Source organism: Streptomyces sp. UF-297 (assembly GCF_058245575.1).
Genome location: NZ_JBSIBZ010000015.1, coordinates 99,990 through 123,248, shown reverse-complemented (window position 1 = coordinate 123,248; position 23,259 = coordinate 99,990). Strand labels below are relative to the sequence as shown.

Genomic DNA, 23,259 nt, shown 5'->3' with positions numbered 1-23,259 from the left:
CGGCGAAGGGACGGCTGCCGCCGCCCGGCTGAGCGAGCGCTCCGCTGTGTGTGCCGTGTGCCGTGTGCCGTCCGCGGGCGCGTCGCGGCTGGTCGTGCCCACGCGGCGGAGCCGCGTATCGACGCGGCCCGCGCCTCGTGGGGTACGGGGAACCGCACCGGACCGCGGCAGAGCCGCGCAGGTGGCTGCCGGGACTCCGGGGGCGGCTGTCGGTGCCGTCGGCCCTCCGGGGTTTCAGTCCAGCAGGCTTCCCAGGCGCCCTTCCAGGACGACCAGCAACTCGCCGAGGGATTCGGCGAGTTGGCCCTGGCGCTCGGCGCCGATGCCGTCCAGCAGGGCGGCCTCGTACCGCAGCTGTTCGGGCAGCAGGCGGTCGATGATCTCGCGGCCCTCCTCGGTCAGGGACAGGTGCGCGACGCGGCGGTCCCGCTCGTCGGGGCGCCGTGCGATCAGTCCGCGCGCCTCCAGCTGCCGTACGCGCTTGGTGACCGCGGCCCCGGAGGCGAACGTCTCGCGGGCGATGCGCCCCGGCGTCAGCTCGCGGTCCATCCGCCGCAGCGTCCCCAGCACGTCGAACTCGGGGCGGGTGAGGCCCTCCCGGCGCAGCGGGGCGTCGGCGGCCTGCTGGAGCAGCGCGGAGCAGCGGTTGAGCCGCCCGATCACCGCCATCGGGCCGGTGTCCAGCCCGGGGTGCACCTGCTGCCACTGGCGCAGCACCCCTGCGACGATGTCCTCGGCCACGCCCGCTTCTCCTTCCGGTGCGTCCGGCTCCTGCCGTACGGACCCAATTCTGCCCGCCCCGGGTACGCGGCCCCGCAGCGGCCATGCCGTCCCGCGCCCGCCGTGTGCCGCGGGTTGTCCGGTGAGGGACCTGTGCACGCCCGTGCCCGACCGGTACCCTCCGCTGTCCGTTCGTGGAAGATTGCGCCCATGTCAAAGACGACTCCTGCGCATCTGCTGCTCGTCCATGGCGCATGGCACGGCTCGTGGTGCTGGGACCGGCTGATACCCGAACTCACCGCCACCGGCTGGGACGTTCACACCGTCGACCTCCCCAGTGCCTCGGGCGCGGCACCGCACCACGGGATGCACGACGACGCCGCGGTGATCCGCGCCGCGGTGGACGCGCTGGACGGTCCCGTGGTGATCCTGGCGCACTCCTACGGCGGCATACCGGCCACTCAGGCCGCGGCCGGCGCGGCCAACGTCGTGCGCCTCATCTACCTCTGTGCCTTCCAGCTGGAGGAGGGGCGGTCACTGGCCTCCGGCCGGGTCGCCTCGACGGACGGCCTCATTCCGCTCCCCGCCGACCCGCATCAGTTCTTCTACACCGACCTGCCCGCCGAGCAGGCGCAGCGGGCGATCGCCCGGCTCCGGCCGCAGAGCGTCCGCTCCTTCGACGAAGAACTGACCGTGGCGTCCTGGCGGACCATCCCCTCCGTCTACATCGTCTGCGAACAGGACCAGGCGATCTCCCTGAGCCGCCAGGAACGGATGGCCACCAGGTCGGGGACCCGCCATGTCCTGCCCACCGCGCACTCCCCGTTCCTGTCCGCACCCGCCGAACTGGCCGCGCTGCTCGCGGAGTACGCGACTGCGGGGGAGCAGGGGGAGCAGGGGGAGCAGGGGGGCTCGTGAGTGCGGGTCATGCCGCCAGTGCGGGGGCCGACAGCTGCCGTACGAGCCCGGACAGCGTGCGGTGGCCCGCCAGCTCGGCCAGGGCGACCCGCTCCTCGGGCAGAGCCCGCTGCCACCACTCGCCCGAGGCGACCTCGACCGCCTCGCGCAGCTCGACCAGGCAGGCGGCGAGCCGGTCGCGGGCCCAGCCCAGCTCCCGGGCCTCCGCCAGCGGGGTGTCCAGCAGCCGGACCGCCGCCCCTTCGGCGTCGGCGACCCGCTCCAGCGCGGCCTCGACCCGGTCCGTGGCGCGCCGGTTGGTGACCAGTACGCAGCAGGCCAGGCCCACGGCGGCGCCCACGACCGTATCGATCCAGCGGTCCGCGACCAGGGTGCGCGCTGGCAGATGGCTCCCGAACTCGGTGAGCAGCAGCGCCATCGGCGTGACCCACACCGAACCGAGCCAGTAGTTGCGGGAGATGCACGCCTCGGCGCCGAGCTGGAAGGCCAGCGCGAGGACGACCATGGCGAGCTGCCCGGTGTGGAACAGCGGCAGCAGGGCGGTGAAGAGCAGGAGCCCGAGGAGGTTCCCGATGGTCCGTTGCAGGGCGCGCTGCCAGGACAGGGTGGTGTTGGCCTGGTAGATGGCGGCCGCGGTCACCACGGCCCAGTACGGGTGGCCGACGCCGACCGCCATCGACGCCCAGCCCGCCAGCGCGCAGCCCGCGGCGACCCGGGCCCCGATGGGCAGCAGGGGAGAGCCCGGGGCGAGGCGGGCCGCCACGGACCGGATACCGCGCGGGTGGTCGGGCCCCGGCCGCCGGAGCCGCCACGCGCCGCCCTGCAGAGCGTCCTCGGGCCGGTGTGCTGCCGTCTGCTCCGGCCGGTGGGCCATGGCCTGCTCCGCCCGGTGGGCCATGGCGTGGTCCGGCCGGTGGGCTGCCGCCTGCTCCGCGGCGACCCCCGCCAGCGCCGCGGCCCGTGCCGCACCGCCTGCGTCGGCGCCCGTGACGGCGGGCAGCGGTCGCCCGCGGCGCAGGTCGCGCGCCCAGGAGAGGAATCGGTCGGCGTCCTGGGCGTGCCCGTACGCGACGCCGTCCGCGTGTTCGTACGCAACACCGTGCGTGTCCCCGTCCGCGACGGCATCCGCGTACCCGTACGCGTACGAGCCCCCGGTCCCGTCGGCCCCCTCGGCCCCGCCCGTCCCCGGGGCGGCGAGGGCCGATTCGGCGCGCAGGAGCAGCAGCTCGAGTCCGGCCCGGTCGGCGGCCTGGGCCGGTGTGCGGGCCGGGACGAGGAAGACGGTGTGCCAGGCCGCGTTGACGGCGGCGGCCGTCGCATGCCGGGCGGGCCCGTCCCGGCCGTCCTCCGTGCGCAGCAGCGCGGCCGCGGCCTCCAGGGCGCGGGCGGTGGCGATCCGCTCCGGCCCGCGCGGCCTGATCAGCGCGGGCGCCATGCACACCAGCCAGGCCAGGGCCCCTGAGGCGAGCGCCAGCGCCACATGGAAGGGGACCTGTCCCAGCCGCTGCGGCACGAAGAAGGCCGAGGCGGTGATGAAGGTGAGGATCAGGTTGCCGGGCGGGCCGATGCGGGTCGCGTCGCACACCATCTTGTGGACGGCGGCGATCAGGGCCGCCAGCAGGACCAGGAGCGGTGCGTACGTGGTGAGGGAGGCGGCGGTCAGGGCCACGGCCAGGCTCGCGACCATGCCGAGGACCACCCACAGCAGGGTGCGGGCCCGGGCGGCATAGGGCAGGCCGTGCGCGTACAGGGCGCACATCGCGCCGGCCGAGGTGTAGAGGACCAGGTCCAGCCGTCCCAGGGCGAGCAGCGTGAAGTCGGGTACCGCGAGCGCGACCACCGCGCTGAGGGCGGGCTTGTGCCAGATGTCGACGGGCCGCCGCAGCCGGACGGTGCTGCGTATCGGCAGCGGGCGGATGCGGGTTCCTGTGGTGGTGCGGGCGTGCTTCCCCATACTCAGGAGGTTAGCAGGTATTTTACTCGTGAAAGATATGGATGGGAGGGGCCCGCGGGCGTGGGGTCAGTTCCGTGTGCCCGCGAGGTCGGCCAGGACGCGGGCCCGGCACTGGCCAGGGGTGCCCCAGGCGGTGCGCAGTGCGCGGGCCTTGCCGATCCACAGGGACAGGTCCAGTTCCTCGGTGTAGCCGATCGCGCCGTGCAGCTGGAGCGCGGTGCGCGCCGCGCCGTACGCCGCCTCGCCCGCCGCGGCCTTCGCCGCCGCCACCTCGCCCCCGGCCCCCGGCGCGCCCGCGGCGAGTGCCACGGCCGCAGCGAACACCAGCGGCCGGGCGAACTCCAGCGCCAGCAGCGTGTCCGCCAGCCGGTGCTTGACGGCCTGGAACGAGCCGACGGCGACGCCGAATTGCGTGCGCTGCCGGGCGTGGGCGACGGTGTCGTCGAGCAGCCGGCGTCCCACCCCCAGAGCTTGAGCGGCCGTCAGAAATCGCGCCACGTCCGCTGCGTACCCGGCCGCCTCCCGCACCTGCGGGCCGCGGGCCAGGATCTCGCCGTCCGTCCCCGGGCGGGACAGTCGGCGCGCCGGGTCGACGGAGGGCTGTACCGGGCCGCAGGCGGTGACCTGTCGCAGCTCGTCCCCGGTGACCGCCAGTGTCGTATCGGCGGCGTCCGCGTCCAGCGCGTACGGCCCGTGTTCCCGGTCCGCGTACGAGATCAGCGTCGCGCCGGACGCGAGAGCCGGAAGGAGCCGGGCGCAGGTCTCGGCGTCACCGAGACGCTCCAGCAGGACGGCTGCCGTGGCGCTCTCCACGATCGGGCCGGGGGCCGCGTGCCTGCCCAACGCCTCGTAGGCGATGGCCAGTTCGACCGGAAGGAAGCCGCTGCCGCCGTATTTCTCCGGTACGGCGAGCGCGAGGACGCCCGTCGCGGCCAGCCGTTCCCACAGGGCGCGGCCCGGGCCGGGATCGCCCGCCGCCCAGGCCCGTACGGCCGGCGCGGTGCCGTGGGAGTCCAGCATCCGCTCCAGTGTGCGGCCGAACTCGGTCTGCTCCTCGTCGAGGGCGAACTTCACCGCGGGCCCCCTGTCCCCCTCGCCCCGACGGCCGGGGCGGCCGCCGCTGTCACCGGCGCCCCTTCGGCAGTCCCAGCAGCCGTTCGGCGACGATGTCGCGCTGGATCTCGTTGGTGCCCGCGTAGATGGGGCCGGCCAGCGCGAAGGTGTAGCCTTCCGCCCAACTGCCGTTCCCCGGGGCCTCGTCGGCGGCATCGGACAGTTCGCCCAGCGGGCCCAGCAGGTCCAGGGCGGTCTCGTGCAGCGCGATGTCGAGTTCGGACCAGAAGAGCTTGTTGAGGCTGGACTCGGCGCCGAGCGAGCCGCCCGCGGCGAGCCGCGAGGCGTGCGCGAAGGTGAACAACTGGTAGGCGCGGGCGCCGATCACGGCGTCGGCGACGCGGTCGCGCAGCGCCGTGTCGGAGGGGTCGGCCTGCGCGCGCCACAGCGCGGTGAGCCGGTCGGCCGCCGCCAGGAAGCGGCCGGGGCTGCGCAGCGTGAGCCCGCGCTCGTCGCCCGTGGCGCTCATCGCGATCCGCCACCCCTGCCCGGCCTCGCCGATCACGTCCTCGTCCGGTACGAAGACATCGTCCAGGAACAGCTCGGCGAAGGCCGGTTTGCCGTCCAGGCGCCCGATGGGCCGCACCGTCACACCCGGCGCCGCGAGATCGAACATCAGATACGTCAGGCCGCGGTGCGGGCGGTCCGCGCCCGGGTCGCTGCGGAACAGGCCGAAGGCGCGGTCCGCGAAGGCCGCCCGCGAGGACCAGGTCTTCAGGCCGTTCAGCAGCCAGCCCCCGTCGGTGCGCCGGGCGCTCGAGCGCAGCGCGGCGAGATCGGAGCCGGCGCCGGGCTCGGACCAGGCCTGCGCCCAGATCACCTCGCCGCGCGCCATCGGCGGCAGTACGCGGGCGAGTTGGGCGGGCGAGCCGTACGCGAAGAGGGTGGGGGCCAGCAGGCTGATGCCGTTCTGGGAGACCCGGCCGGGAGCGCCCGCCGCGTAGTACTCCTCCTCGAAGATCAGCCAGCGCACGAGCGAGGCGCCCCGCCCGCCGTACTCGCGCGGCCAGGACACCACCGACCAGCTGTCCGCGGCCAGTTGGCGCTCCCACACGCGGTGCGCGGCGAAGCCCTCGGCGGTCTCCAGGGAGGGCAGCGGGTCGGCCGGTACGTGCCGGGTGAGCCAGTCGCGCGCCTGGAGTCTGAACTCCTCGTCCTGCGCGGTGTGTTCGAGATCCATCGGCGAGCGGCCTCTCTGCGGTCGGCGTCCGGCGGCTGGGCGTCGGCTTCCGTGCGAGGTTCCCTAACAAGTGTTAGGTAGGTTACCGTACGGCCATGACGAGCGAGAAGCCCGCGAACGTTCCTCCGCGCGTCCACGCACCGCCCGAGGAGCCCCAACTCCCGTCGCCCACAACCCCGTACGTGACTGCGCAGGAAGCGCCGTACGCTCCTTCGTACGTCCCCGGGCACGGACTTCTCGCGGGCCGCAGCGCCGTCGTCACCGCCGCGGCGGGCGCCGGTATCGGCAGTGCCACCGCCCGCAGGCTGCTCGAAGAGGGCGCGCGCGTCGTGCTGTCCGACACCCACGCCCGCCGCCTGAAGGAGTACGAGGAGCGGCTGGCAGGGGAGTTCGGGGCGCCGCAGGTCGCCGCGCTGCCCTGCGATGTCACCGAAGAGCGCCAGGTGCAGGCCCTGTTCGACCTCGCGGAGGAGCGGCACGGGCGGCTGGACATCCTCGTCAACAACGCCGGTCTCGGCGGCACCGCCGACCTCGTGGAGATGACCGACGCCCAGTGGGACGCCGTCCTCGACGTCACCCTCAACGGCACCTTCCGCTGCACCCGCGCCGCGCTGCGCCGCATGAAGGCCCGCGGGCAGGGCGGCGTGATCGTCAACAATGCCTCGGTGGTGGGCTGGCGGGCCCAGCGCGGCCAGGCCCACTACGCCGCGGCCAAAGCAGGCGTGATGGCGCTGACCCGCTGTGCCGCCGTCGAGGCCGCCGACTACGGGGCGCGTGTCAACGCCGTGGCGCCGAGCCTGGCCCCGCACCCGCACCTGGCCAAGGTCACCTCCGACGAACTGCTGGCGCGGCTGGCCGCCCGCGAGGCCTTCGGGCGGGGCGCCGAGCCGTGGGAGGTGGCCAATGTCATCGTCTTCCTGGCCAGCGGCTACTCCTCGTACATGACCGGCGAGGTCGTGTCGGTCAGCAGCCAGCGGGCGTGACCGGGGCCGGCCGCAGCGAGGTGACAATGGCGTGGTGCCCACAGCGAAATCACCCAGGAACACAGCCATGAGCGCTTCGGCGCACCGCCGCCGCGAACTGCTGGACACCGCGGCGGAGGTGTTCGCCGCCCAGGGCTACAACGCCACCACCGTACGCAGGATCGCGGACGCGGCCGGGCTGCTCGCCGGCAGCCTCTACTACCACTTCGATTCCAAGGAGTCGATGGTCGACGAGATCCTGTCGACCTTCCTGGAGGAGCTGTGGGCCGGCTACGACGCCGTGCTCGCCGCCGGCCACGGCCCCCGGGAGACCATCGAAGCCCTGGTCACCGAGTCCTTCCGGGAGATCGACCGGCACCGTGCCGCCGTCGCCATCTACCAGAAGGAGTCCAGGCAGCTGTCCGCGCTGCCCCGCTTCGGCTATCTCGCCGATTCCCAGCGCAAGTTCGAGCAGGCCTGGCTCGGCACGCTGGAGCGCGGGGTGGCCGAGGGGGTCTTCCGCGCCGATCTCGACATCCGGCTCACCTACCGCTTCGTACGCGACACCGTCTGGGTCGCCGCGAGCTGGTACCGGCCGGGCGGCGAACACAGCCCCGAGGAGATCGCCCGGCAGTACCTCTCGATGGTCCTGGACGGGGTCGCCGTACGCGCATGACACCAGGGCGGGGACACAGGAGCCCCTGACAACAAGGGAGTTGACCGATATGGCCGAGGCCTACCTCATCGACGCGATCCGCACCCCGGTCGGGCGGCGCAACGGCGGGCTGGCCGCCGTGCACCCCGCCGACCTCGGCGCCCACATCCTCAGGGCGCTGATGGACCGTACGGAGGTGGACCCGGCCGCGGTCCAGGACGTGGTCTTCGGCTGCCTGGACGCCGTAGGGCCGCAGGCGGGCGATATCGCGCGCACCAGCTGGCTGGCGGCCGGGCTCCCCGAAGAGGTGCCGGGCGTCACCGTGGACCGCCAGTGCGGCTCCTCGCAGCAGGCGATCCACTTCGCGGCGCAGGGCGTGCTGTCCGGCACCCAGGACCTGGTGGTGGCGGGCGGGGTGCAGAACATGTCGATGGTCCCGATCGCCTTCGCCGGCCGGCAGGCCGCGGCGCCGCTGGGGCTGACCCAGGGCCCGTTCGCGGGCAGCGCGGGCTGGCGGGCCCGCTACGGCGACGCGCCCGTCAACCAGTTCCACGGCGCCGAACTCATCGCGGACACCTGGGGCATCTCGCGCGGCGACATGGAGGAGTACGCGCTCGGCTCGCACCGGCGCGCGGTCCGCGCGATCGACGAGGGACGTTTCGCGCGCGAGACCGTGCCCTACGGGGAGGTGATGGTGGACGAGGGGCCGCGCAGGGACACCTCGGCGGCGAAGCTGGCCGCGCTCAAGCCCGTCGTCGAGGGCGGCAGGCTGACGGCCGGGGTCTCCTCGCAGGTCTCCGACGGCGCCGCGGCCCTGCTGCTGGCCGGTGAACGCGCCGTACGCGACCACGGGCTGACCCCGCGCGCCCGCATCCACCACCTCTGCGTGCGCGGGGAGGACCCGATCCGGATGCTCTCCGCGCCCATCCCCGCCACCGCCTGCGCGCTGGAGCGGACCGGGCTGCGCATCGGCGACATCGACCTGGTGGAGATCAACGAGGCGTTCGCGCCGGTGGTGCTGGCGTGGCTGAAGGAGACCGGCGCCGACCCGGAGCGGGTCAATGTCAACGGCGGGGCCATCGCGCTGGGCCACCCGCTGGGAGCCACCGGCGCCCGCCTCATGACCACACTGCTGCACGAGCTGGAGCGCACGGGCGGGCGCTACGGACTCCAGACGATGTGCGAGGGCGGCGGACAGGCGAATGTCACGATCATCGAGCGGCTGTGAGGGGCGACCGCTTCCAGGTCAACTGAGGTTGTCTGGCGCCTAGTTGCGACCGGGATCTGTCTCGGCTGCGTCTCGGAGCGGCCACCGGGTGAGAGGTCCGCGGCGCCGGGCCCGTACTGAGCGGCGATGGCTGCGGGGGACCGGAGCGCGCGGCCTGGGGAGGGCCCGATGATCCGCACGCGTATCGGGATGGTCGCCGCGGCCCACCGGGGCCGCGGCCGCCTCAGCGTGCGGTGCCCCTCAGCACGCCACGGTCTTGACGTACGTGGCCCGCGGCCCCCGGTCCGTCCCGTAGCGGACATCCTTCGTCGCGCCCTTGGCGAGCCTGCCGCGCGGGTCGGGACGCCCCGAGATGACGATGGCGTAGCAGGCGTCGCGCTTGGCGCACAGGTTCTTCAGGCGTACGTAGCGGTGGTGCTGCTGGGTGTAGTACTTCACCACCTTCACACAGCGCGGCGGGCCCGCCGCGGCGGGCCCCCCCCCCCCCCCCCGGCGGCCGCCTCCGCGGCCGTGGCCAGGCCGATGGAACCGCTGAGCGCCACTGCCGCCACGCTCGCGGCAATCAACTTTCGCATCACTTTCCCCCGATGCTCCCCCGATGGACAACTGCCCCCGCGCGTCACATTCTCCCTCCCCGCCCGCGAAATATCAGCCCCGGGGTACCCGGCGGTACGTCCGGCGAGTCCCCGAAGGCCACTGGTCCGGCAGTCTTGCCGACCCGGCCGGCCGGTGTCGTGCAACCCCTGCCGCAAAGAGGAATGGTGTCTACCGCGAGCGGTTGAGGCCAGGGATCAACCGTGCGGTTGACGACGCGCGGCGCGGGCGGCCCTAACGTCCTTCGATGCGGACCAGATCAGTTCCCTTGCGGCGTGCCCTGGACATCGCGCTCGCCGTCGGCCTCGCGGCGAGCGGGTGGGTCACGGGGAACCAGGACCATCCGCCGGGCTGGGCCCCGTACGACGTCTGGGCCTACCTCCTCACCGGCCTGACGGCGCTCCCGCTCGCGGCGCGCCGGATCGCGCCGATGACCGTACTGCTCACCTCCTGCGCGGCCTGCACCACCTACCTCGCCGCCGGGTACCAGCCCGCACTGAACTGGTGGGCCCCGCCGATCGCGCTGGTGAGCCTGGCCGGGCGGGGCCCGCTGCGCCGCGCGCTGGCCGGGGCGCTGCCGGCCGTGGCCGTCCTCCTCCTGAGCGGCATCTCCATGCGGCTGCCGCTGGCCCTGGTCGTCATCCAGGCGGTCGGCCTCCCCGGCGTCTGCCTCTTCTTCGGCCGTACGCAGCGCACTCTGGCCCAGCGCAACGCCGAGCTGGCCCGGCTGGCGCGGCGGCCGACGCACGAACAGGGGGACCGGGCCAGGCACGCCGTAGTGGACGAGCGGGTGCGGATCGCCCGCGAACTGCACGACGTGGTCGCCCACCATCTGTCCGTCATCTCCGTGCAGGCGGGACTGGCCGCCTATGTCTTCGCCAGCGACCCCAGGGCCGCGCGGGCCGCGCTGACCGCCATCGCTGATGTCAGCCGCGGCGCGCTGAGCGAGCTGCGCCGGCTGCTGAGCGCACTGCGCCTGGATCTCGCCGAGCACGACAGCTCCGCGCCACCGCTGAGCCCGCTGCCGGGGCTCGGCCAGATCGACGACCTCGTCGAGCGGGTCAGGGGCGCCGGAGTCGCGGTGCGCGTCCGTAGGGAAGGCGTTCCCAGGCGGCTCGCGCCAGGGCTCGAACTGTGTGCGTACCGCGTGATCCAGGAGGCGCTGACCAATGTGATCAAGCACGCGGGGCGGGCGGGGGCCGAGCTGAGCATCGGGTATCTGCCGGACCGCCTGTGTGTCGTCGTACGGGACGAGGGCAAGAAGGCGACGGCCGTGTCCTTTACGGGCTCCGGGCCCGGGCTGATCGGTATGCGCGAACGCGTCAGGGTCTGCGGCGGTGAGCTGTCCGCCGGGGCGCGGCCCGACGGGGGATTCGAGGTGCGCTTCACCCTTCCGACGGGCGCAGCGCCGCGGGGGGAGTAGCACACGGCACGGGCGCGGGGAGGCGGCCCAGCGTCCCGTACGCCTCCGCCATGATCCGCTCCACCAGCTCCGCGCACGACGGCAGATCCTCGATCACCCCCGCCACCTGACCGGCGGCCATCACCCCGCGGTCCGGCCGCCCCTCGACCATCGAAGCCCGCAGCATCATCGGGGTGTTGGCCGCCATCAGGACCTGACTCCACGTCAAATCCCGTCCGTGCTTGAGGGACAGGCCGTCACGCACCATCCGAATCCAGCCAGAGCCCGACTGCCTGCGCAGCGCCGCCGCATGCCGTACGGCCCGCAGGAGAGCCGTCGCGCGCCCCGACCGTTCGAGCGAGGCGACCAGTTCGGTACGGAGCATCCGGTGCGGCAGCCCGTCGACCGCCCGCGTCACGGTGATGTCGTTGACGGAGGCCGCCAGATAGCGCGCCTTGACCGCGTCCGGCACGGTGCTGTCGGAGGTGAGCAGGAAACGGGTGCCCATCGCGACCCCGGAGGCGCCGAAGGCCAGGGCGGCCACCAGGCCGCGCCCGTCGTGGAAGCCGCCGGCCGCGATCACGGGAATCTCCACCGCGTCCACGACCTGGGGGAGCAGCACGGAGGTGGCCACCTCTCCGGTGTGTCCGCCGCCCTCCGCCCCCTGTACGACGATCGCGTCCGCGCCCCAGGCGGCGACCTTCTCCGCGTGCCGCCGCGCGCCGATGGAGGGGATCACCACCACCCCCGCGTCCTTGAGCCGGGCGATCAGCTCACGGGAGGGCGCCAGCGCGAAGGAGGCGACCCGTACCCCCTCCTCGATGATGACCTGCACCCGCTCCCCGGCGTCCTGCGCATCCGCCCGCAGATTCACCCCGAACGGCTGCGGGGTACGGGACTTGACCTCTCGTACGGCCTCCCGCAGCTCCCGTACGGTCATGGTGGCCGAGGCCAGAATGCCCAGCGCTCCCGCAGCGGCCGTGGCGGAGACCAGCCGGGGGCCGGCGACCCAGCCCATTCCCGTCTGGACCAACGGGTAGCGCACGCCGACCAGTTCGGTGAGCGCGGTCCTCATGGGCGTACTTCCTTCTCGCGCAGCCCGGACGGGTCGAGGTGTTCGCGGATCAGGCGGAGTTCGGCTGCCGAGGGCTCCCGGGTGCGCGGTACGTCCTGTGGTACCGGGAGTGCGAAGCCCGTGGCCGCCGTGACCTGATCCATCGTCACTCCCGGGTGCAGGGTGCGGATGCGCAGGGAACGGTCCGGTGTGGCGAAGTCGAAGACGCCCAGGTCGCTGATGACCTCGCGGATGCTGTGGAAGCGCGTCGCGGACGGTCCGGCCGCGGCGGCCCGGTCGTGGCCGACGCCGCAGACCATGTCGACCCGCTCCACGAACGACCTGGGGGAGTGCCGCGGAATCCAGTAACTGGTGGGATTGTTCAGGGTGTTGGCGGGCGCGCCCCGTACTCCGAGCAGCTGGCGGCGGGGCTGCTCCCACGCTCCGATGCAGGAGATGTTCTGGTTGCCGTGCCGGTCGATCTGGCTCGCGCCCATCATCACCTGCCGACGCCCCGTGGCCACCAGCGCCAGATGCTGACGGTAGGGCAGCCACCCCTCGGTCACCTCGGCCGTGGCGCCGACCGCCGGGACGTCGCCGATCAGCAGCGCCTCGCCGTCGGTCAGCAGCAGGTCGGGGGAGAAGGTGAGCTTGGCCAGCCGGGCGCCGATGGAGGGAATGGTGCCCATGGGGCTCGCGAGAATCTCGCCCGCGCCGCGCCAGGCCTCGGCGCACGCCACGACACAGTATTCGGCCCTGGTCACCGTCATGATCGCGGCCCTTTCCGCACGGCGGGCTGCGCAGCTTTCTGACCAGGCCCGTCCGCCTCTGCCTTCGCCTTCGCTTCCGCCGCTGCCCGGAAATCCGCCACTGCCGCCCGGAACTCCGCCACTGCCGCCTGGTACTCCTTCTCCCCGCCCGACAGAAAACGCTCGACGAAGGCCGCCCACTGCCCGGGGTCCGCCGCCGCCCGCGCGTACTCCCGCTGGAACGCCTCGTCCCGCCCGTAATCCGGTACGCAGGAGGTGAAGTGCGCGCCGTGCGGCGCCTCCACCACCCCGGTGACGAACGCCCTCGCGACCAACAGCGTCTGTGCGGCGCCCTCTTGGAGCAGCCGCGCGCCGTCCACGATCCGCTCGCAGGAGAGGTACGCGGCATCGGCGGCCTGGCAGAAGAGGTCGTCGAAGTACGGGTCGGGGCCCAGGTACTGGCCGTTTCCGTACGCGTCGGCCCGGTTCAGATGCACCAGTGCGGCGTCCAGGCGCAGCGCGGGCGCCGCGACCAGTTCCTCCCCGTCCTCGTACGGCGACGTCACGGTACGCAGCCAGGGGTTGACCCGCAGCACGTCCGAGCCGAGTCCGGAGCGTACGGGCATGAACGGCAGCCGCTGGCCCGCGGCCGTCAGGCCCCACATGAACATCGCCTCGTCCAGCTCGGTCAGTTCGAGGCCGCCGCGCTCGCGGGCGGCCCGGAAGTGCGGCTCCAGGGGGATCGAGTCGAGGGTGACGAAGGCGGTGACCAGCTTGCGGAGTTTGCCCGCGGCGGCCAGCAGTCCCACGTCCGGACCGCCGTAGGACACCAGCGTCAGATCCGTCAGGTCGGAGCGCAGGATCGCCCGTACCAGCGCCATCGGTTTGCGCCGGGAACCCCAGCCGCCGATGCCGATGGTCATACCGCTCTCCAGCCGGGCCACGACCTGATCGGCCGTCATGGTCTTGTCGCGCACAGCAGTTCCTCCTTCAAGGCCCGGGTGTTTGAGGGGTGTTGGTGTCCGCAGGCGGCCTTCTGCCGTCGGAACCGAAGGTGTCGCGTATCCGGTCGGCGACGCCGCTGAGGTTGGCCTCGAAGGTGAAGCCCTGCTCGAAGCGGTAGCTGCGGTGGACGTCGACCGGGTCGATGCCGTTGATGGCGGCCTTGGCCATACGCAGCAAGTAGCCGTCCTTGGAGGCGATTTCGCCCGCCAGCGCGAGTGCGGCGGGCAGGACCCGCTCGGCCGGCACCACCTCCCACACCGATCCGTGGCGGTGCAGCTCGCGGGCCGTGACGGTGCGTGAGGTGTAGTACAGCGTGCGCATCAGATGGGCGGGGACGAGCCGGGCGAGATGGGTGGCCGCGCCCAGCGCGCCACGGTCCAGCTCCGGCAGTCCGAAGGTCGCGTCGTCACCGGCCACGATCGCGTCCGCGTTGCCCACCAGTCCGATCCCGCCGCCCAGGCAGAAGCCGTGTACGGCGGCCACCACCGGCACCTCGCAGTCGTAGACGGCCGAAAAGGCCTGGTAGCAGCCGTGGTTGGCGCCGATCAGCGCGGAGTGCCCGGGGGTCTGCTGCATCTCCTTGATGTCGACGCCCGCGTTGAAGCCGCGCCCGGCGGCGGTGAGGACCACGCAGCGGGTGTCCGGGTCGCGGCCGGCCTCCCGTAGGGCGTCGGCCAGGTCGTACCAGCCTTGTACGGGAAGGGCGTTGACCGGTGGGAAGTCGACGGTGACCTGTGTGATGCCCTCTTGGGGGCGCGTGGTGCAGACACCCATGAGCGGATCAGCTACCTTTCCACCAAACGTTTGTTAGGCGCTGTCGGTTGAGAAGGTAGCAGCGCGAGGCGCGCTGCGGGAGGTGCCCATTGGCGCTCAGCATCGATCTGTCCGGACGCGTCGCGGTGGTCACCGGCGGCACCCGCGGGGTCGGCGCGGGCATCGCGCGCACCCTGCTGACGGCCGGCGCGCAGGTCGTCGTCTGCGCCCGCCGACCCCCGGAGCGCCCCGTGGAGGCAGCGGGCCACGCGGCCCGCTTCGAGCCGGTCGACCTGCGCGATCCCGCCGCGACCGCCGCCTTCCTGCGCCGTGTACGCGCCGAACACGGCCGCCTGGACACCCTCGTCAACAACGCGGGCGGCACCCCGTACCGCACCCTGGCCGACTCCACACCAGGACGGGCGGCCCGGACCGTGGAACTGAACCTGATCACCCCGCTGACCACCTCGCTCGCCGCCCACGAGGTGATGACCCAGCCCCCGGTACCGGCCGCGGGCGCCTCGATCATCATGGTCGGCAGCGTGAGCGGAACCCGGCCCTCGCCCGGCACGGCCGCCTATGGCGCCGCCAAGGCCGGACTGGAGAACCTCGCCCGCACCATGGCCGTGGAGTGGGCACCGCACATCCGCGTCAACACCCTGGTCCTGGGCATGGTCCGCACCGAACTCGCCCACCTGCACTACGGGGACGAGCGCGGCATCGAGGCCGTGCAGCGCACCGTCCCGCTCGGGCGGCTCGCGGTGCCGGACGAAATCGGCGCGGCCTGCGCCTTCTTGGCCAGTGACCTGTCGGCGTACGTGAGCGGCGCGAGCCTGCTGGTGCACGGGGGCGGGGAGCGGCCCGCCTTCCTGGACGCGGCGAACGCGGACGCGGTGAGCGGAGGGGGCGCAGGGGAAGCGGCCGTGGACCGTAACACCCGTACCGATGAGGAGAGTTGAGATGAGTGACGCGAACGCCCGGCGAGGCGGGCTGTGCGAGGGGCGCGTGGTCGCCGTCACCGGCGCGGGCCGCGGACTGGGGCGTGCGCACGCCCTCGCCTTCGCCGCCGCGGGCGCCCAGGTCGTCGTGAACGACCTGGGCGTCGGGCCGGACGGCGCTGGATCGGGCCCGGGCCCCGCCGACGAGGTCGTACGCGAGATCCGCGCGACAGGCGGCGAGGCGGTCGCCCACACCGGCGACATCGCCACGACGGCAGGCGCGGCCTCCCTCGTCGCCACCGCCCTGGGCACCTATGGAGCGCTGGACACCCTGGTGAACAACGCGGGTTTTCTGCGCGACCGCATGCTGGTCAACTTGACGGAGGACGAGTGGGACGCGGTGGTGCGCGTCCACCTCAAGGGGCACTTCCTCCCGCTCCAGCACGCCGCGGCGCACTGGCGCGCGCAGGCCAAGGAGGGGCGCAGGTCCGTCGCGCGCATCGTCAACACCAGTTCAGGAGCAGGGCTGTTGGGGAGCGTCGGGCAGGGCAACTACTCCGCGGCCAAGGCGGGCATCGTCGGGCTGACCCTGGTCTCGGCCGCCGAGCTGGGCCGCTACGGCATCCACGTCAACGCCATCGCACCGGCCGCCCGTACCCGTATGACCGAGCGGACCTTCGCACAGACCATGGCCGCACCGGCGGACGGCGCCTTCGACGCGATGGCCCCCGAGAACGTCTCACCGCTGGTCGTCTGGCTCGGGTCGGCCGCCTCGGAAGGCGTCACCGGGCGGGTCTTCGAGGCCGAGGGTGGCCGTATCACCGTGATGGAGGGCTGGCGCCCCGGGCCGAGCGCCGACAAGGGGGCCCGATGGAGCCCGGAGCAGGCGGGGGAGGCGGCCCGTGAGCTGCTCGCCGCCGCCGAGCCGCCCCGGCCGGTGTACGGGGCACAGCCGGCGGCGTCGGCCCGCTCCCGCGCTGCGACCTGACCTCTCGTCAGAAATCGTTCAGGCGAAGGAAATCCATGGCGCGGGAGGTGAGTTCCTCGATGCCGGGGGTCTCGCTCTCCTGCCAGGCCCACTGCTCCATCGCCACGGACAGCGCGGTGATCAGTGAGGTGGCGAGCAGGCGCGTCTCCAGGCTGTCGGCGGGCTTGCCCGTGCGCGGCGCGAGCACCGGGGCGAGCTGGTCCTGCATCTCCCGCCCGGCCGCGAGCCAGCGGGTGCGGATCGCGGGGACGGTGCCCATGACGCGGATCAGGTCGCGTGCCCGCCCGGCGTCCGACAGCCGCCGCTCGGCGGTCGTCCCCGAGAAGGCGGCGGCCACCGCAGTGCCGAGGGGCTCGTCGGCGGGACGGGCGGCGATCTCACCGACCAGCTGGGCGACGCCCGAGGTCAGGAGGGGGCCGAGGGCGTCCTCCTTGGCCGGGCAGTAGCGGTAGAAGGTACGCAGCGAAATACCGGCCGCCGAGGCGATGTCCTCGACCGTCGTCTCCTCGTACCCGCGCCCGGCGAACAGCGTGGCCGCGGCCTCCGCGATCTCCAGACGGGTCTGCTGCCGCCGCCGCTCGGTCAGCGAGGGGCGGCCCCGCGTTGCTGCCATCGACGTCTCTCCTCGCCGTTGCGCTGGAGGTCCCGGTCCCTCCGTCCTTCTTCATCCCGACTGCTCACTCTGCCACGGGGGGCGTGGCCGGCGCGGAAATAATTTCTGGCATGGCGTGCCAAAAAAGCGTATGTTGAGCGCACCACGCGACAGCGAAGGAGCCGGGCATGTCCCGTACCTATCTCGTCACCGGAGCGGCCTCCGGCATCGGCAGGGCCACCGCCGCCCACCTCCGTGAGCGGGGCCACACCGTGATCGGCGCCGACCTCAAGGACGCCGACATCCACGCCGACCTCGCCACCGCCGAAGGGCGCGGGGAACTGGTCGACCGCGCCCGGGAGTTGACCGGCGGCCGTCTGGACGCGGTGATCGCCGGGGCCGGACTGGCCGGCTTTGACCCGCTCACCGTCAAGGTCAACTACTTCGGCGCCCTGGCCACCCTGGAGGGCCTGCGCCCGCTGCTGGCCGCCGGCAGCGACCCGCGGGCCGCCGTCATCGCCTCCGTCGCCTCGGTGCACCCCGGCGACCCGGCCGTCATCCAGGCCGCCCTCGACGGCGACGAGGACGCCGCGGTCGCCGCCGCCCAGGCCGCCGTGGACCGCGGCGAGGGGTACGGGATCTACGGCTCCTCCAAGAACGCCCTCGTCCGCTGGGTGCGCCGTACCGCCGTCACCGAAGCCTGGGCAGGAGCGGGCATCCCGCTCAACGCCATCGCTCCCGGCACCGTCCTCACCCCCATGACCGAGGGCATGCTCCACGACCCCGCGATGCGCGAGGTCGTGGACACCCACGTCCCGATGCCGCTGCACGGCCACGCCAGGCCCGAGCAGATCGCGCCCCTGCTGACCTGGCTCACTTCCCCCGAGAACACCCATGTCACGGGCCAGGTCGTCTTCATCGACGGCGGCGCCGACGCCGTACTGCGCGGGGACGGCGCCTGGTGACCGCCACCGCGCAGACCCTCGTCCGTACCGCCGTGCTGCCCGCCACGCCCGACGAGGTCTGGCAGGTGATCGGCGACTTCGGCACCTTCCCCGACTGGCACCCTCTCGTACCGCCGTCGACCATCGAGGGCGACGCCGAAACCCCGGGCGCGGTGCGGACCTTCGAGCACGACGGCGTGGTCGTGGCGCGCGAAGAACTGCTGGCCAAGGATCACGCGGGCCGCTCCTACCGCTATGGCTTCCAGGCCCCCGGCATGGCCATCACCGGTTACGAAGCCACCCTGTCCGTCCATCCGCACCCGCAGGGCGCGGAGGTCCGCTGGGTCGGCACGTACCAGGCGACGGACGACACCGCGGCCCGGATCGAGCAACTCTTCGGCGACGGCGTCTACAGCACCGGCCTGGCCGCCCTGCGCGAACGCTTCACGGCGCCGCCGGACCCTGCGCAACGCACCTGACCCGACCACCCGTTCGACGGCTTCGGGGCGCGGCGTAGGCTGACCGGGCCGCATTGCGCAGCGGATCCGGTGCCTTTGGCGATCCCCGGTTCCGGCGCATCCACGAATCAGGGAAGGCCGACGGTGCACACACCTTTCTCCTGGCTGGCCGCACGGTATTCGCTCGGGCCGAGGAGCGTCCGCATGGCGTCGGTCGCCTCGGTCCTGGCGGGCATCGGCATCGTCGTGACCGGCGGCGTCGTCCGGGTCACGGGGTCCGGACTCGGCTGCACGGAGTGGCCGATGTGTACGGCGGAGACCCTGGCGCCCACGGCGGAGATGGGCCTGCACGGTGTGATCGAGTTCAGCAACAGGATGCTCACCTCCGTGATCTGCGTGATCGTCGGCTGGGTCATCATCGCGGCCCGGCTGCAGAGCAAGCCCTCCCGGGCCGTGCTCCGGGGCGCCTGGGCGCAGTTCTGGATCGTCGTCCTGAACGCCGTGGTCGGCGGCATCACCGTATGGATGCGACTGAGCCCGTACGTCGTCGCCGCGCACCTCCTCGCCGCGATGATGCTGCTCGCCACGGCCGTGATCACCTGGGACCGGGTCCGCCGCGAACAGGCCGCCGGACCGCACCAGCCGGCACCCCTGCCCCAGCGCTGCCGCACCGCATCGACCCTGCTGCTGGTGGTGACATCACTGCTGGTCGTGGTGGGCACTCTGGTCACCGGATCCGGACCGCACGCAGGTGACTCCTCCGACGTGCAGCGGATGCCCTTCAACTGGGTCTTCGTCACCACGCTGCACGGCGTCCTCGGCGCGGCGGCCCTCGCCCTGATCGGCTACCTCCTGGCCACCCTGCCCAAGAACCACCCCGGTCCGGCGCGTAAGCGAGCCGGCATCCTGCTCGCGATCGTCCTTGCCCAGGGTCTGATCGGCCTGGTCCAGTCCGTGACCGGCCTTCCCGAACTGGTCGTCATCCTCCACCTCCTGGGTGCGGCCCTCACCTGGGCCGGAACCGTCCGGCTCCACCTCGCGACCCGCCTCCCGGTCCCCGCGCCCACTCCCGCCGGCGGCGGCAACCCCGGCAGTGGGACGGCTTCCCTGAGCGGGCAGGGCGCGCAGGCGGACCTCGGACGAAAGCCCTCGGCGTCCCTTCGCTGACGTGAGCACCAGCCACACGAGGCAGGCGCTCCCTTCGTGAGGCGCTTTCCTGGGGCCTGTCGTCAACGTCCCGTCTGCCGCCTGGCGACGCCTGGCACGCACGCTCGCCGCGTTGTCGGGCTCGCCCCGGTACAACCCGGCGACCCTCCGCCTTGCGAGAGCGCTCGGCATCCGTAGAACGATGCAAAGAGCCGAGACGCAGCTCGCGAAGCGAGCGGAGTGCACCAGCGGAGTGCACCAGACGCCGCCAGGCCCGCCCTCCGGGCGAACGACGGGACGTTGACGACAGGCCCGAGCTACGTGCTCTCCTCACGACGTTGCCCGGACCGGCGGCCGGGCGGACGCCAGCGTGGTCACCTCGGCTCGTGCCGCTGCCAGCGAGTTCGCCGCCAGCGGCTGGAAGCGGGCCAGGTGCGGGACCAGAGCGGCCATGGTCATCTCGGCGCTGACGAAGCGTATGTCCTCCTCCTCGACCCCCTGCTTTGCGAAGTACGCCCGCAGGTAGGGGGTCTGGAAGTCCCATGCCTCGTGCGGGGTGCCCGGACCGTAGGCGCCGCCCCGCGTACTGATCACCACGACCCTCGTACCCCGCAGCAGACCGTGCCCGGTGTCCGGGTCGGTGAACGCGCCGGGGAAGCTCACCCGGTCGATCCAGGCCTTGAGTGCGGCGGCGATCGAGTAGTTGTACATCGGGGCCCCGATCACCACCGTGTCGGCCTGCAGCAGCTCGGTGATCAGCGGGCGGGTCAGCGCCCACGCCCGGCTCTCGGCCGGACCCTCGGTCAGCGCGTCCACTGCGGACGGCGGGACGAGGCCGTGCTTCTCCAGCCGTCGGCCGAGCGAGCAGTAGGCGGTATCCAGCGGGGGGACGGGGTCGGCGGCCAGGTCACGGTAGCGATATCCGGCCGGGCCGTTGACGGCCCGCCAGGTGTCCGCGAACAGCGCGGTCAGCTGCCTGCTGACCGACTCGTCGCAACGATGGGCACTGGAATCCAGGTGCAGCAAGGACGCCATCGATATCTCCTGTCACTTCGGTTGCGTCGCGTTCGTCATGAGAGGTGACGGAGCAGAACGGAGAAAGGTGACCGGTGGACGATCGTCAGGGGCCCGCGGAACGTTTCGAGGCGCAGCGCGGTCAGCTGCGCGCGGTGGCCTACCGGATGCTCGGCTCGGTGGACGAGGCCGAAGACGCCGTACAGGAGACATGGCTCCGCCTGAGCCGCATCGACATCGGCGATGTGGACAACCTCGCCGGCTGGCTGCGGACCGTGGTGACGCGCATCTGCCTGGACATGCTCCGTTCTCGCAGGTCACGAAGGGAAGACCTGACCGAGCAGGACGTGCTCGACGAGGTCCCGGACGCCGCTCGGGGGAGCCGTCCGGAAGACGAGGCCTTGCTGGCCGACTCGGTCAGCGACGCGCTCCTGGTGGTGCTGGACACGCTGGAGCCCGTGGAACGGATCGCGCTGGTGCTGCACGACATGTTCGCCGTGCCGTTCAAGGAGATCGCGCCCATCGTGGCACGCACCCCGGTCGCCACGAAGAAGCTCGCCAGTCGCGCACGCCACAAGGTCCAGGGCACCCCCGTGGTCCCCGCGGCCGAACTCGCCCGGCACCGTGAGGTCGTAGCGGCCTTCCTCTCCGCCGCGAGGGCCGGTGACCTCGCCGCGATCCTCGCGGTGCTGGCCCCTGACGTCGTGCGCCGCGCCGACCCCGCAGCCCTGCCGCCGGGCGGAGCGACGGAGGTACGCGGTGCCCGGGCCGTGGCCCAGGGCACGGTCGCCTTCTCCCGCCGGTCCCGACTGGCCGAACTGGCGCTGGTCGACGGCAGGGTGGGCCTCATCGTCGCTCCGCGCGGCCGCCTTCTCTTCGCGCTCACCTTCACCATCGACGATGGCGTGATCACCGCGTACGACGTGATCGCCGACCCCGCACGCCTCCAGCGCCTCGACCTCGCCGTCCTCGTCTGACGGGGGAGGAGCGCCGATGACGATGGACATGCTGGGCACCGCGCCCCCGCTCAGCTGGGCGCCCTCTCACCCCCCGGCACCGGCCGTGATCACCCGCAGGCCGAGCTCGGTGAACTCGCGTTGCGCGGACGGCTGCGCTTTGTGGTCCGTGATGAGGGTGTCGAAGACGTCGGTGTCGCCGACCCGGGCGAAGCAGCGCCGGCCGACCTTCGAGGAGTCCGCGACGATCACTGCGCGCCGGGCACGTTCGGCCATAAGGCGATTGACCCGGGCCTCCGCCTCGTCGTGCACCGTGGCCCCTGTCACCGGATCGACACCATTGGCGCCGATGAACGCGATATCCAGCGAGACCTGCTGCAACACCAACTCGCTGAACGGCCCCACCAGCTCGAAGGACCGGGACTGGGCAACACCTCCCGTCAGTACGATCTTGATCTGTGGACGCACCGCCAACTCATTGGCGATGTTGAGGGAATTGGTGACGATGGTCAGGTGCGGCTGCGGCCCGGCCTCCGCGAAATCGGGACGGGTCGCCAGCACCCGCGCGATACCGGTGGTCGTCGTGCCACCGCTCAGCCCGACGACATCGCCGCGCCCGACCAGCTTCGCCGCGGCCTGTGCCACCGCTTCCTTCTCATCGGCACGGTGTGCGTGCTTGTACCGGATGGGCAGGTCGTACGTGACCGAACCGAGCACCGCCCCGCCCCGGGTGCGGGTCAGCAACTGCTGCTCGGCCAGGGTGTCCATGTCGCGCCGCATCGTCGCCGCCGAGACCTCCAGCGCCGTCGCGGCCTCCTCGACCTCCACCCGGCCCCGCTCACCGAGCAGTTCGAGCAGGGCATTCATCCGTTCATGGCGCTTCATGGCGCGAGCCTAATTCCTGAGGCCACTGAAGCTACTTGGGCTGGGAGTCGTACGTCCGAGGGCCGTGCTGATCGGGGAGTCCGTGTGCCGGCGCGGACCGGCCCGGGGCCGTCGCCGGAGCGCCGAGTACCTCCAGCAGGCGCGCCGCCTCCCGGGCCACGGCCTCCCGGGCCGGCTTGACGTACTTGCGTGAGTCGACCAGCCCCGCGTCCGCGCTCAGCGACTCCCGTATGGAGCGGGTGAAGACCGAGACCAGATGCGTGGATATGTTGATCTTCGTCATGCCGGCGGCTATCGCCCGGCGCAGTTCGTCGTCCGGTACGCCCGAAGAGCCGTGCAGCACCAGCGGCACCGGCAGCCGCTCGCGCAGCGCGGCGATCAACTCCTTGTCCAGTACGGCCGTCCGCTCATGCATCGCGTGCGAGGAACCGACGGCGACAGCGAGCGCGTCCACGCCCGTGGCCCGTATGAATGCCAGTGCCTCGTCCGGATCGGTACGCACCCCGGGCGCGTGCACACCGTCCTTGCCGCCCACCTCGCCCAGCTCCGCCTCGACGTACACCCCCCGCTCATGGCACCAGGCGGTGACCTCGGCGGTGGTCGCGACGTTCTCCTCGTACGGCAGCGCGGAGGCGTCGACCATCACCGAACCTGCGCCGGCGTCGACTCCCTCGTGTACGAGAGCCATGTCGGTGATGTGGTCCAGGTGCACGGATAGACGGGCGGTGGACGCCTCGGCCAGGGCGAGGGTCGCACGGGTGATGGGCAGCAGACTGTCGTGATAGCGCACGCAGTTCTCGCTGATCTGGAGGATGAGCGGGATGCCGGTCCGCTCGGCGGCCGTGACGAGGGCCTCGGCGGTCTCCAGGTGTATGACGTTGAACGCCACGGCACCGGCCCGTGCCTCGCGCGCGGCATCGACGATCGACGAAGTGGTCACCAGGGGCATGGGATTCAGACTCCCTTGTGAGCTGTGAGCTGTGAGCTGTGAGCTGTGAGCTGTGAGCTGTGAGCTGTGAGCTGTGAGCTGTGAGCTGTGAGCTGCCGGGGG

General features: G+C 72.6%; 24 protein-coding genes. 11 read left to right on the top strand and 13 right to left on the bottom strand.

Annotated elements, in window-relative coordinates; genetic code table 11:
• Nucleotides 1-234 precede the first annotated feature (234 nt).
• Nucleotides 235-741: a MarR family winged helix-turn-helix transcriptional regulator gene (locus tag AC4IJH_RS12030; protein WP_490851607.1), complete on the bottom strand. Its 507-nt coding sequence runs from the start codon at nt 739-741 to the stop codon at nt 235-237.
• A gap of 189 nt (nt 742-930) precedes the next feature.
• Here AC4IJH_RS12030 and AC4IJH_RS12025 point away from each other — a divergent pair, with 189 nt between their 5' ends.
• Nucleotides 931-1,638, top strand: coding sequence for an alpha/beta fold hydrolase (locus tag AC4IJH_RS12025; RefSeq protein ID WP_490851606.1), 708 nt, complete (start codon nt 931-933; stop codon nt 1,636-1,638).
• Between the two features lie 7 nt (nt 1,639-1,645).
• Here AC4IJH_RS12025 and AC4IJH_RS12020 read toward each other — a convergent pair whose 3' ends face one another.
• The 3 genes from AC4IJH_RS12020 to AC4IJH_RS12010 form a co-directional block, all read right to left on the bottom strand.
• On the bottom strand, nt 1,646-3,592 hold the full coding sequence (locus tag AC4IJH_RS12020) for an FUSC family protein (RefSeq protein WP_490851605.1): 1,947 nt from the start codon (nt 3,590-3,592) through the stop codon (nt 1,646-1,648).
• A gap of 66 nt (nt 3,593-3,658) precedes the next feature.
• Nucleotides 3,659-4,666, bottom strand: coding sequence for an acyl-CoA dehydrogenase family protein (locus AC4IJH_RS12015; protein ID WP_490851604.1), 1,008 nt, complete (start codon nt 4,664-4,666; stop codon nt 3,659-3,661).
• A gap of 49 nt (nt 4,667-4,715) precedes the next feature.
• Complete coding sequence (locus tag AC4IJH_RS12010; protein WP_490851603.1) at nt 4,716-5,885, bottom strand: acyl-CoA dehydrogenase family protein; 1,170 nt, start codon at nt 5,883-5,885, stop codon at nt 4,716-4,718.
• 95 nt (nt 5,886-5,980) lie between these two features.
• Here AC4IJH_RS12010 and AC4IJH_RS12005 point away from each other — a divergent pair, with 95 nt between their 5' ends.
• The 3 genes from AC4IJH_RS12005 (at nt 5,981) to AC4IJH_RS11995 (ending at nt 8,730) form a co-directional block, all read left to right on the top strand.
• Nucleotides 5,981-6,868, top strand: a complete 888-nt coding sequence (locus AC4IJH_RS12005) for an SDR family oxidoreductase (protein ID WP_490851602.1) — start codon at nt 5,981-5,983, stop codon at nt 6,866-6,868.
• A gap of 67 nt (nt 6,869-6,935) precedes the next feature.
• Nucleotides 6,936-7,523, top strand: a complete 588-nt coding sequence (locus AC4IJH_RS12000) for a TetR/AcrR family transcriptional regulator (protein WP_490851601.1) — start codon at nt 6,936-6,938, stop codon at nt 7,521-7,523.
• A gap of 49 nt (nt 7,524-7,572) precedes the next feature.
• Nucleotides 7,573-8,730 carry an acetyl-CoA C-acetyltransferase gene (locus AC4IJH_RS11995; protein WP_490851600.1) on the top strand — a complete coding sequence of 386 codons (1,158 nt, stop codon included), beginning with the start codon at nt 7,573-7,575 and terminating at the stop codon, nt 8,728-8,730.
• Between the two features lie 240 nt (nt 8,731-8,970).
• Here AC4IJH_RS11995 and AC4IJH_RS11990 read toward each other — a convergent pair whose 3' ends face one another.
• On the bottom strand, nt 8,971-9,177 hold the full coding sequence (locus tag AC4IJH_RS11990) for a hypothetical protein (protein ID WP_490851599.1): 207 nt from the start codon (nt 9,175-9,177) through the stop codon (nt 8,971-8,973).
• Between the two features lie 394 nt (nt 9,178-9,571).
• Between AC4IJH_RS11990 and AC4IJH_RS11985 the strand changes: the two genes are divergently transcribed.
• Nucleotides 9,572-10,747, top strand: coding sequence for a sensor histidine kinase (locus AC4IJH_RS11985; protein WP_490851598.1), 1,176 nt, complete (start codon nt 9,572-9,574; stop codon nt 10,745-10,747).
• Here AC4IJH_RS11985 and AC4IJH_RS11980 read toward each other — a convergent pair.
• From AC4IJH_RS11980 to AC4IJH_RS11965, 4 genes are read right to left on the bottom strand one after another with little or no spacing between them, the layout of a single operon-like run.
• The gene (locus tag AC4IJH_RS11980; protein WP_490851597.1) at nt 10,710-11,801 is read right to left on the bottom strand and encodes an NAD(P)H-dependent flavin oxidoreductase; all 1,092 of its coding nucleotides are present in this window, start codon (nt 11,799-11,801) and stop codon (nt 10,710-10,712) included. The genes AC4IJH_RS11985 and AC4IJH_RS11980 overlap by 38 nt on opposite strands.
• On the bottom strand, nt 11,798-12,550 hold the full coding sequence (locus tag AC4IJH_RS11975) for a CoA-transferase subunit beta (RefSeq protein WP_490851596.1): 753 nt from the start codon (nt 12,548-12,550) through the stop codon (nt 11,798-11,800). The genes AC4IJH_RS11980 and AC4IJH_RS11975 overlap by 4 nt, the downstream gene beginning before the upstream one ends.
• Complete coding sequence (locus tag AC4IJH_RS11970; RefSeq protein ID WP_490851621.1) at nt 12,547-13,491, bottom strand: CoA transferase subunit A; 945 nt, start codon at nt 13,489-13,491, stop codon at nt 12,547-12,549. The genes AC4IJH_RS11975 and AC4IJH_RS11970 overlap by 4 nt, the downstream gene beginning before the upstream one ends.
• A gap of 28 nt (nt 13,492-13,519) precedes the next feature.
• The gene (locus tag AC4IJH_RS11965; protein WP_490851595.1) at nt 13,520-14,308 is read right to left on the bottom strand and encodes an enoyl-CoA hydratase family protein; all 789 of its coding nucleotides are present in this window, start codon (nt 14,306-14,308) and stop codon (nt 13,520-13,522) included.
• A gap of 89 nt (nt 14,309-14,397) precedes the next feature.
• Between AC4IJH_RS11965 and AC4IJH_RS11960 the strand changes: the two genes are divergently transcribed.
• Both AC4IJH_RS11960 and AC4IJH_RS11955 read left to right on the top strand, forming a co-directional pair.
• Nucleotides 14,398-15,246 (top strand): SDR family oxidoreductase, encoded by an 849-nt coding sequence (locus tag AC4IJH_RS11960; protein WP_490851594.1) that lies wholly within the window; start codon nt 14,398-14,400, stop codon nt 15,244-15,246.
• A 1-nt stretch (nt 15,247) separates the two neighbouring features.
• Nucleotides 15,248-16,213, top strand: coding sequence for an SDR family oxidoreductase (locus AC4IJH_RS11955; protein ID WP_490851593.1), 966 nt, complete (start codon nt 15,248-15,250; stop codon nt 16,211-16,213).
• A gap of 7 nt (nt 16,214-16,220) precedes the next feature.
• On the opposite strand, the gene AC4IJH_RS11950 is transcribed toward AC4IJH_RS11955, so the two are convergent.
• Nucleotides 16,221-16,826: a TetR/AcrR family transcriptional regulator gene (locus tag AC4IJH_RS11950; RefSeq protein ID WP_490851592.1), complete on the bottom strand. Its 606-nt coding sequence runs from the start codon at nt 16,824-16,826 to the stop codon at nt 16,221-16,223.
• Nucleotides 16,827-16,993: 167 nt separating this feature from the next.
• Between AC4IJH_RS11950 and AC4IJH_RS11945 the strand changes: the two genes are divergently transcribed.
• From AC4IJH_RS11945 to AC4IJH_RS11935, 3 genes are all read left to right on the top strand, one after another.
• On the top strand, nt 16,994-17,770 hold the full coding sequence (locus tag AC4IJH_RS11945; RefSeq protein WP_490851591.1) for an SDR family oxidoreductase: 777 nt from the start codon (nt 16,994-16,996) through the stop codon (nt 17,768-17,770).
• On the top strand, nt 17,767-18,228 hold the full coding sequence (locus AC4IJH_RS11940; protein ID WP_490851590.1) for an SRPBCC family protein: 462 nt from the start codon (nt 17,767-17,769) through the stop codon (nt 18,226-18,228). The genes AC4IJH_RS11945 and AC4IJH_RS11940 overlap by 4 nt, the downstream gene beginning before the upstream one ends.
• A 183-nt stretch (nt 18,229-18,411) precedes the next feature.
• Nucleotides 18,412-19,374: a COX15/CtaA family protein gene (locus AC4IJH_RS11935; RefSeq protein ID WP_490851589.1), complete on the top strand. Its 963-nt coding sequence runs from the start codon at nt 18,412-18,414 to the stop codon at nt 19,372-19,374.
• 309 nt (nt 19,375-19,683) lie between these two features.
• Here the strand turns inward: AC4IJH_RS11935 and AC4IJH_RS11930 are convergent, their stop codons facing one another.
• Nucleotides 19,684-20,388 carry an FMN-dependent NADH-azoreductase gene (locus tag AC4IJH_RS11930; RefSeq protein ID WP_490851588.1) on the bottom strand — a complete coding sequence of 235 codons (705 nt, stop codon included), beginning with the start codon at nt 20,386-20,388 and terminating at the stop codon, nt 19,684-19,686.
• A gap of 74 nt (nt 20,389-20,462) precedes the next feature.
• On the opposite strand from AC4IJH_RS11930, the gene AC4IJH_RS11925 reads away from it, so the two are divergent.
• Nucleotides 20,463-21,344, top strand: coding sequence for a sigma-70 family RNA polymerase sigma factor (locus AC4IJH_RS11925; protein WP_490851587.1), 882 nt, complete (start codon nt 20,463-20,465; stop codon nt 21,342-21,344).
• Between the two features lie 66 nt (nt 21,345-21,410).
• On the opposite strand, the gene AC4IJH_RS11920 is transcribed toward AC4IJH_RS11925, so the two are convergent.
• Together AC4IJH_RS11920 and AC4IJH_RS11915 are read right to left on the bottom strand one after the other, a co-directional pair.
• Nucleotides 21,411-22,208: a DeoR/GlpR family DNA-binding transcription regulator gene (locus AC4IJH_RS11920; RefSeq protein ID WP_490851586.1), complete on the bottom strand. Its 798-nt coding sequence runs from the start codon at nt 22,206-22,208 to the stop codon at nt 21,411-21,413.
• Between the two features lie 31 nt (nt 22,209-22,239).
• On the bottom strand, nt 22,240-23,157 hold the full coding sequence (locus tag AC4IJH_RS11915) for a class II fructose-bisphosphate aldolase (protein WP_490851585.1): 918 nt from the start codon (nt 23,155-23,157) through the stop codon (nt 22,240-22,242).
• Nucleotides 23,158-23,259: the final 102 nt, after the last annotated feature.

Bases quoted from the DNA above. Each gene is read 5' to 3' on its own strand.
- AC4IJH_RS12025 (WP_490851606.1), top strand. From the start codon at position 931: ATGTCAAAGACGACTCCTGCGCATCTGCTGCTCGTCCATGGCGCATGG.
- AC4IJH_RS12020 (WP_490851605.1), bottom strand. From the start codon at position 3,592: ATGGGGAAGCACGCCCGCACCACCACAGGAACCCGCATCCGCCCGCTG.
- AC4IJH_RS12010 (WP_490851603.1), bottom strand. From the start codon at position 5,885: ATGGATCTCGAACACACCGCGCAGGACGAGGAGTTCAGACTCCAGGCG.
- AC4IJH_RS12005 (WP_490851602.1), top strand. From the start codon at position 5,981: ATGACGAGCGAGAAGCCCGCGAACGTTCCTCCGCGCGTCCACGCACCG.
- AC4IJH_RS12000 (WP_490851601.1), top strand. From the start codon at position 6,936: ATGAGCGCTTCGGCGCACCGCCGCCGCGAACTGCTGGACACCGCGGCG.
- AC4IJH_RS11995 (WP_490851600.1), top strand. From the start codon at position 7,573: ATGGCCGAGGCCTACCTCATCGACGCGATCCGCACCCCGGTCGGGCGG.
- AC4IJH_RS11985 (WP_490851598.1), top strand. From the start codon at position 9,572: ATGCGGACCAGATCAGTTCCCTTGCGGCGTGCCCTGGACATCGCGCTC.
- AC4IJH_RS11980 (WP_490851597.1), bottom strand. From the start codon at position 11,801: ATGAGGACCGCGCTCACCGAACTGGTCGGCGTGCGCTACCCGTTGGTC.
- AC4IJH_RS11975 (WP_490851596.1), bottom strand. From the start codon at position 12,550: ATGACGGTGACCAGGGCCGAATACTGTGTCGTGGCGTGCGCCGAGGCC.
- AC4IJH_RS11970 (WP_490851621.1), bottom strand. From the start codon at position 13,491: ATGACGGCCGATCAGGTCGTGGCCCGGCTGGAGAGCGGTATGACCATC.
- AC4IJH_RS11965 (WP_490851595.1), bottom strand. From the start codon at position 14,308: ATGGGTGTCTGCACCACGCGCCCCCAAGAGGGCATCACACAGGTCACC.
- AC4IJH_RS11955 (WP_490851593.1), top strand. From the start codon at position 15,248: ATGAGTGACGCGAACGCCCGGCGAGGCGGGCTGTGCGAGGGGCGCGTG.
- AC4IJH_RS11950 (WP_490851592.1), bottom strand. From the start codon at position 16,826: ATGGCAGCAACGCGGGGCCGCCCCTCGCTGACCGAGCGGCGGCGGCAG.
- AC4IJH_RS11945 (WP_490851591.1), top strand. From the start codon at position 16,994: ATGTCCCGTACCTATCTCGTCACCGGAGCGGCCTCCGGCATCGGCAGG.
- AC4IJH_RS11935 (WP_490851589.1), top strand. From the start codon at position 18,412: ATGGCGTCGGTCGCCTCGGTCCTGGCGGGCATCGGCATCGTCGTGACC.
- AC4IJH_RS11930 (WP_490851588.1), bottom strand. From the start codon at position 20,388: ATGGCGTCCTTGCTGCACCTGGATTCCAGTGCCCATCGTTGCGACGAG.
- AC4IJH_RS11920 (WP_490851586.1), bottom strand. From the start codon at position 22,208: ATGAAGCGCCATGAACGGATGAATGCCCTGCTCGAACTGCTCGGTGAG.
- AC4IJH_RS11915 (WP_490851585.1), bottom strand. From the start codon at position 23,157: ATGCCCCTGGTGACCACTTCGTCGATCGTCGATGCCGCGCGCGAGGCA.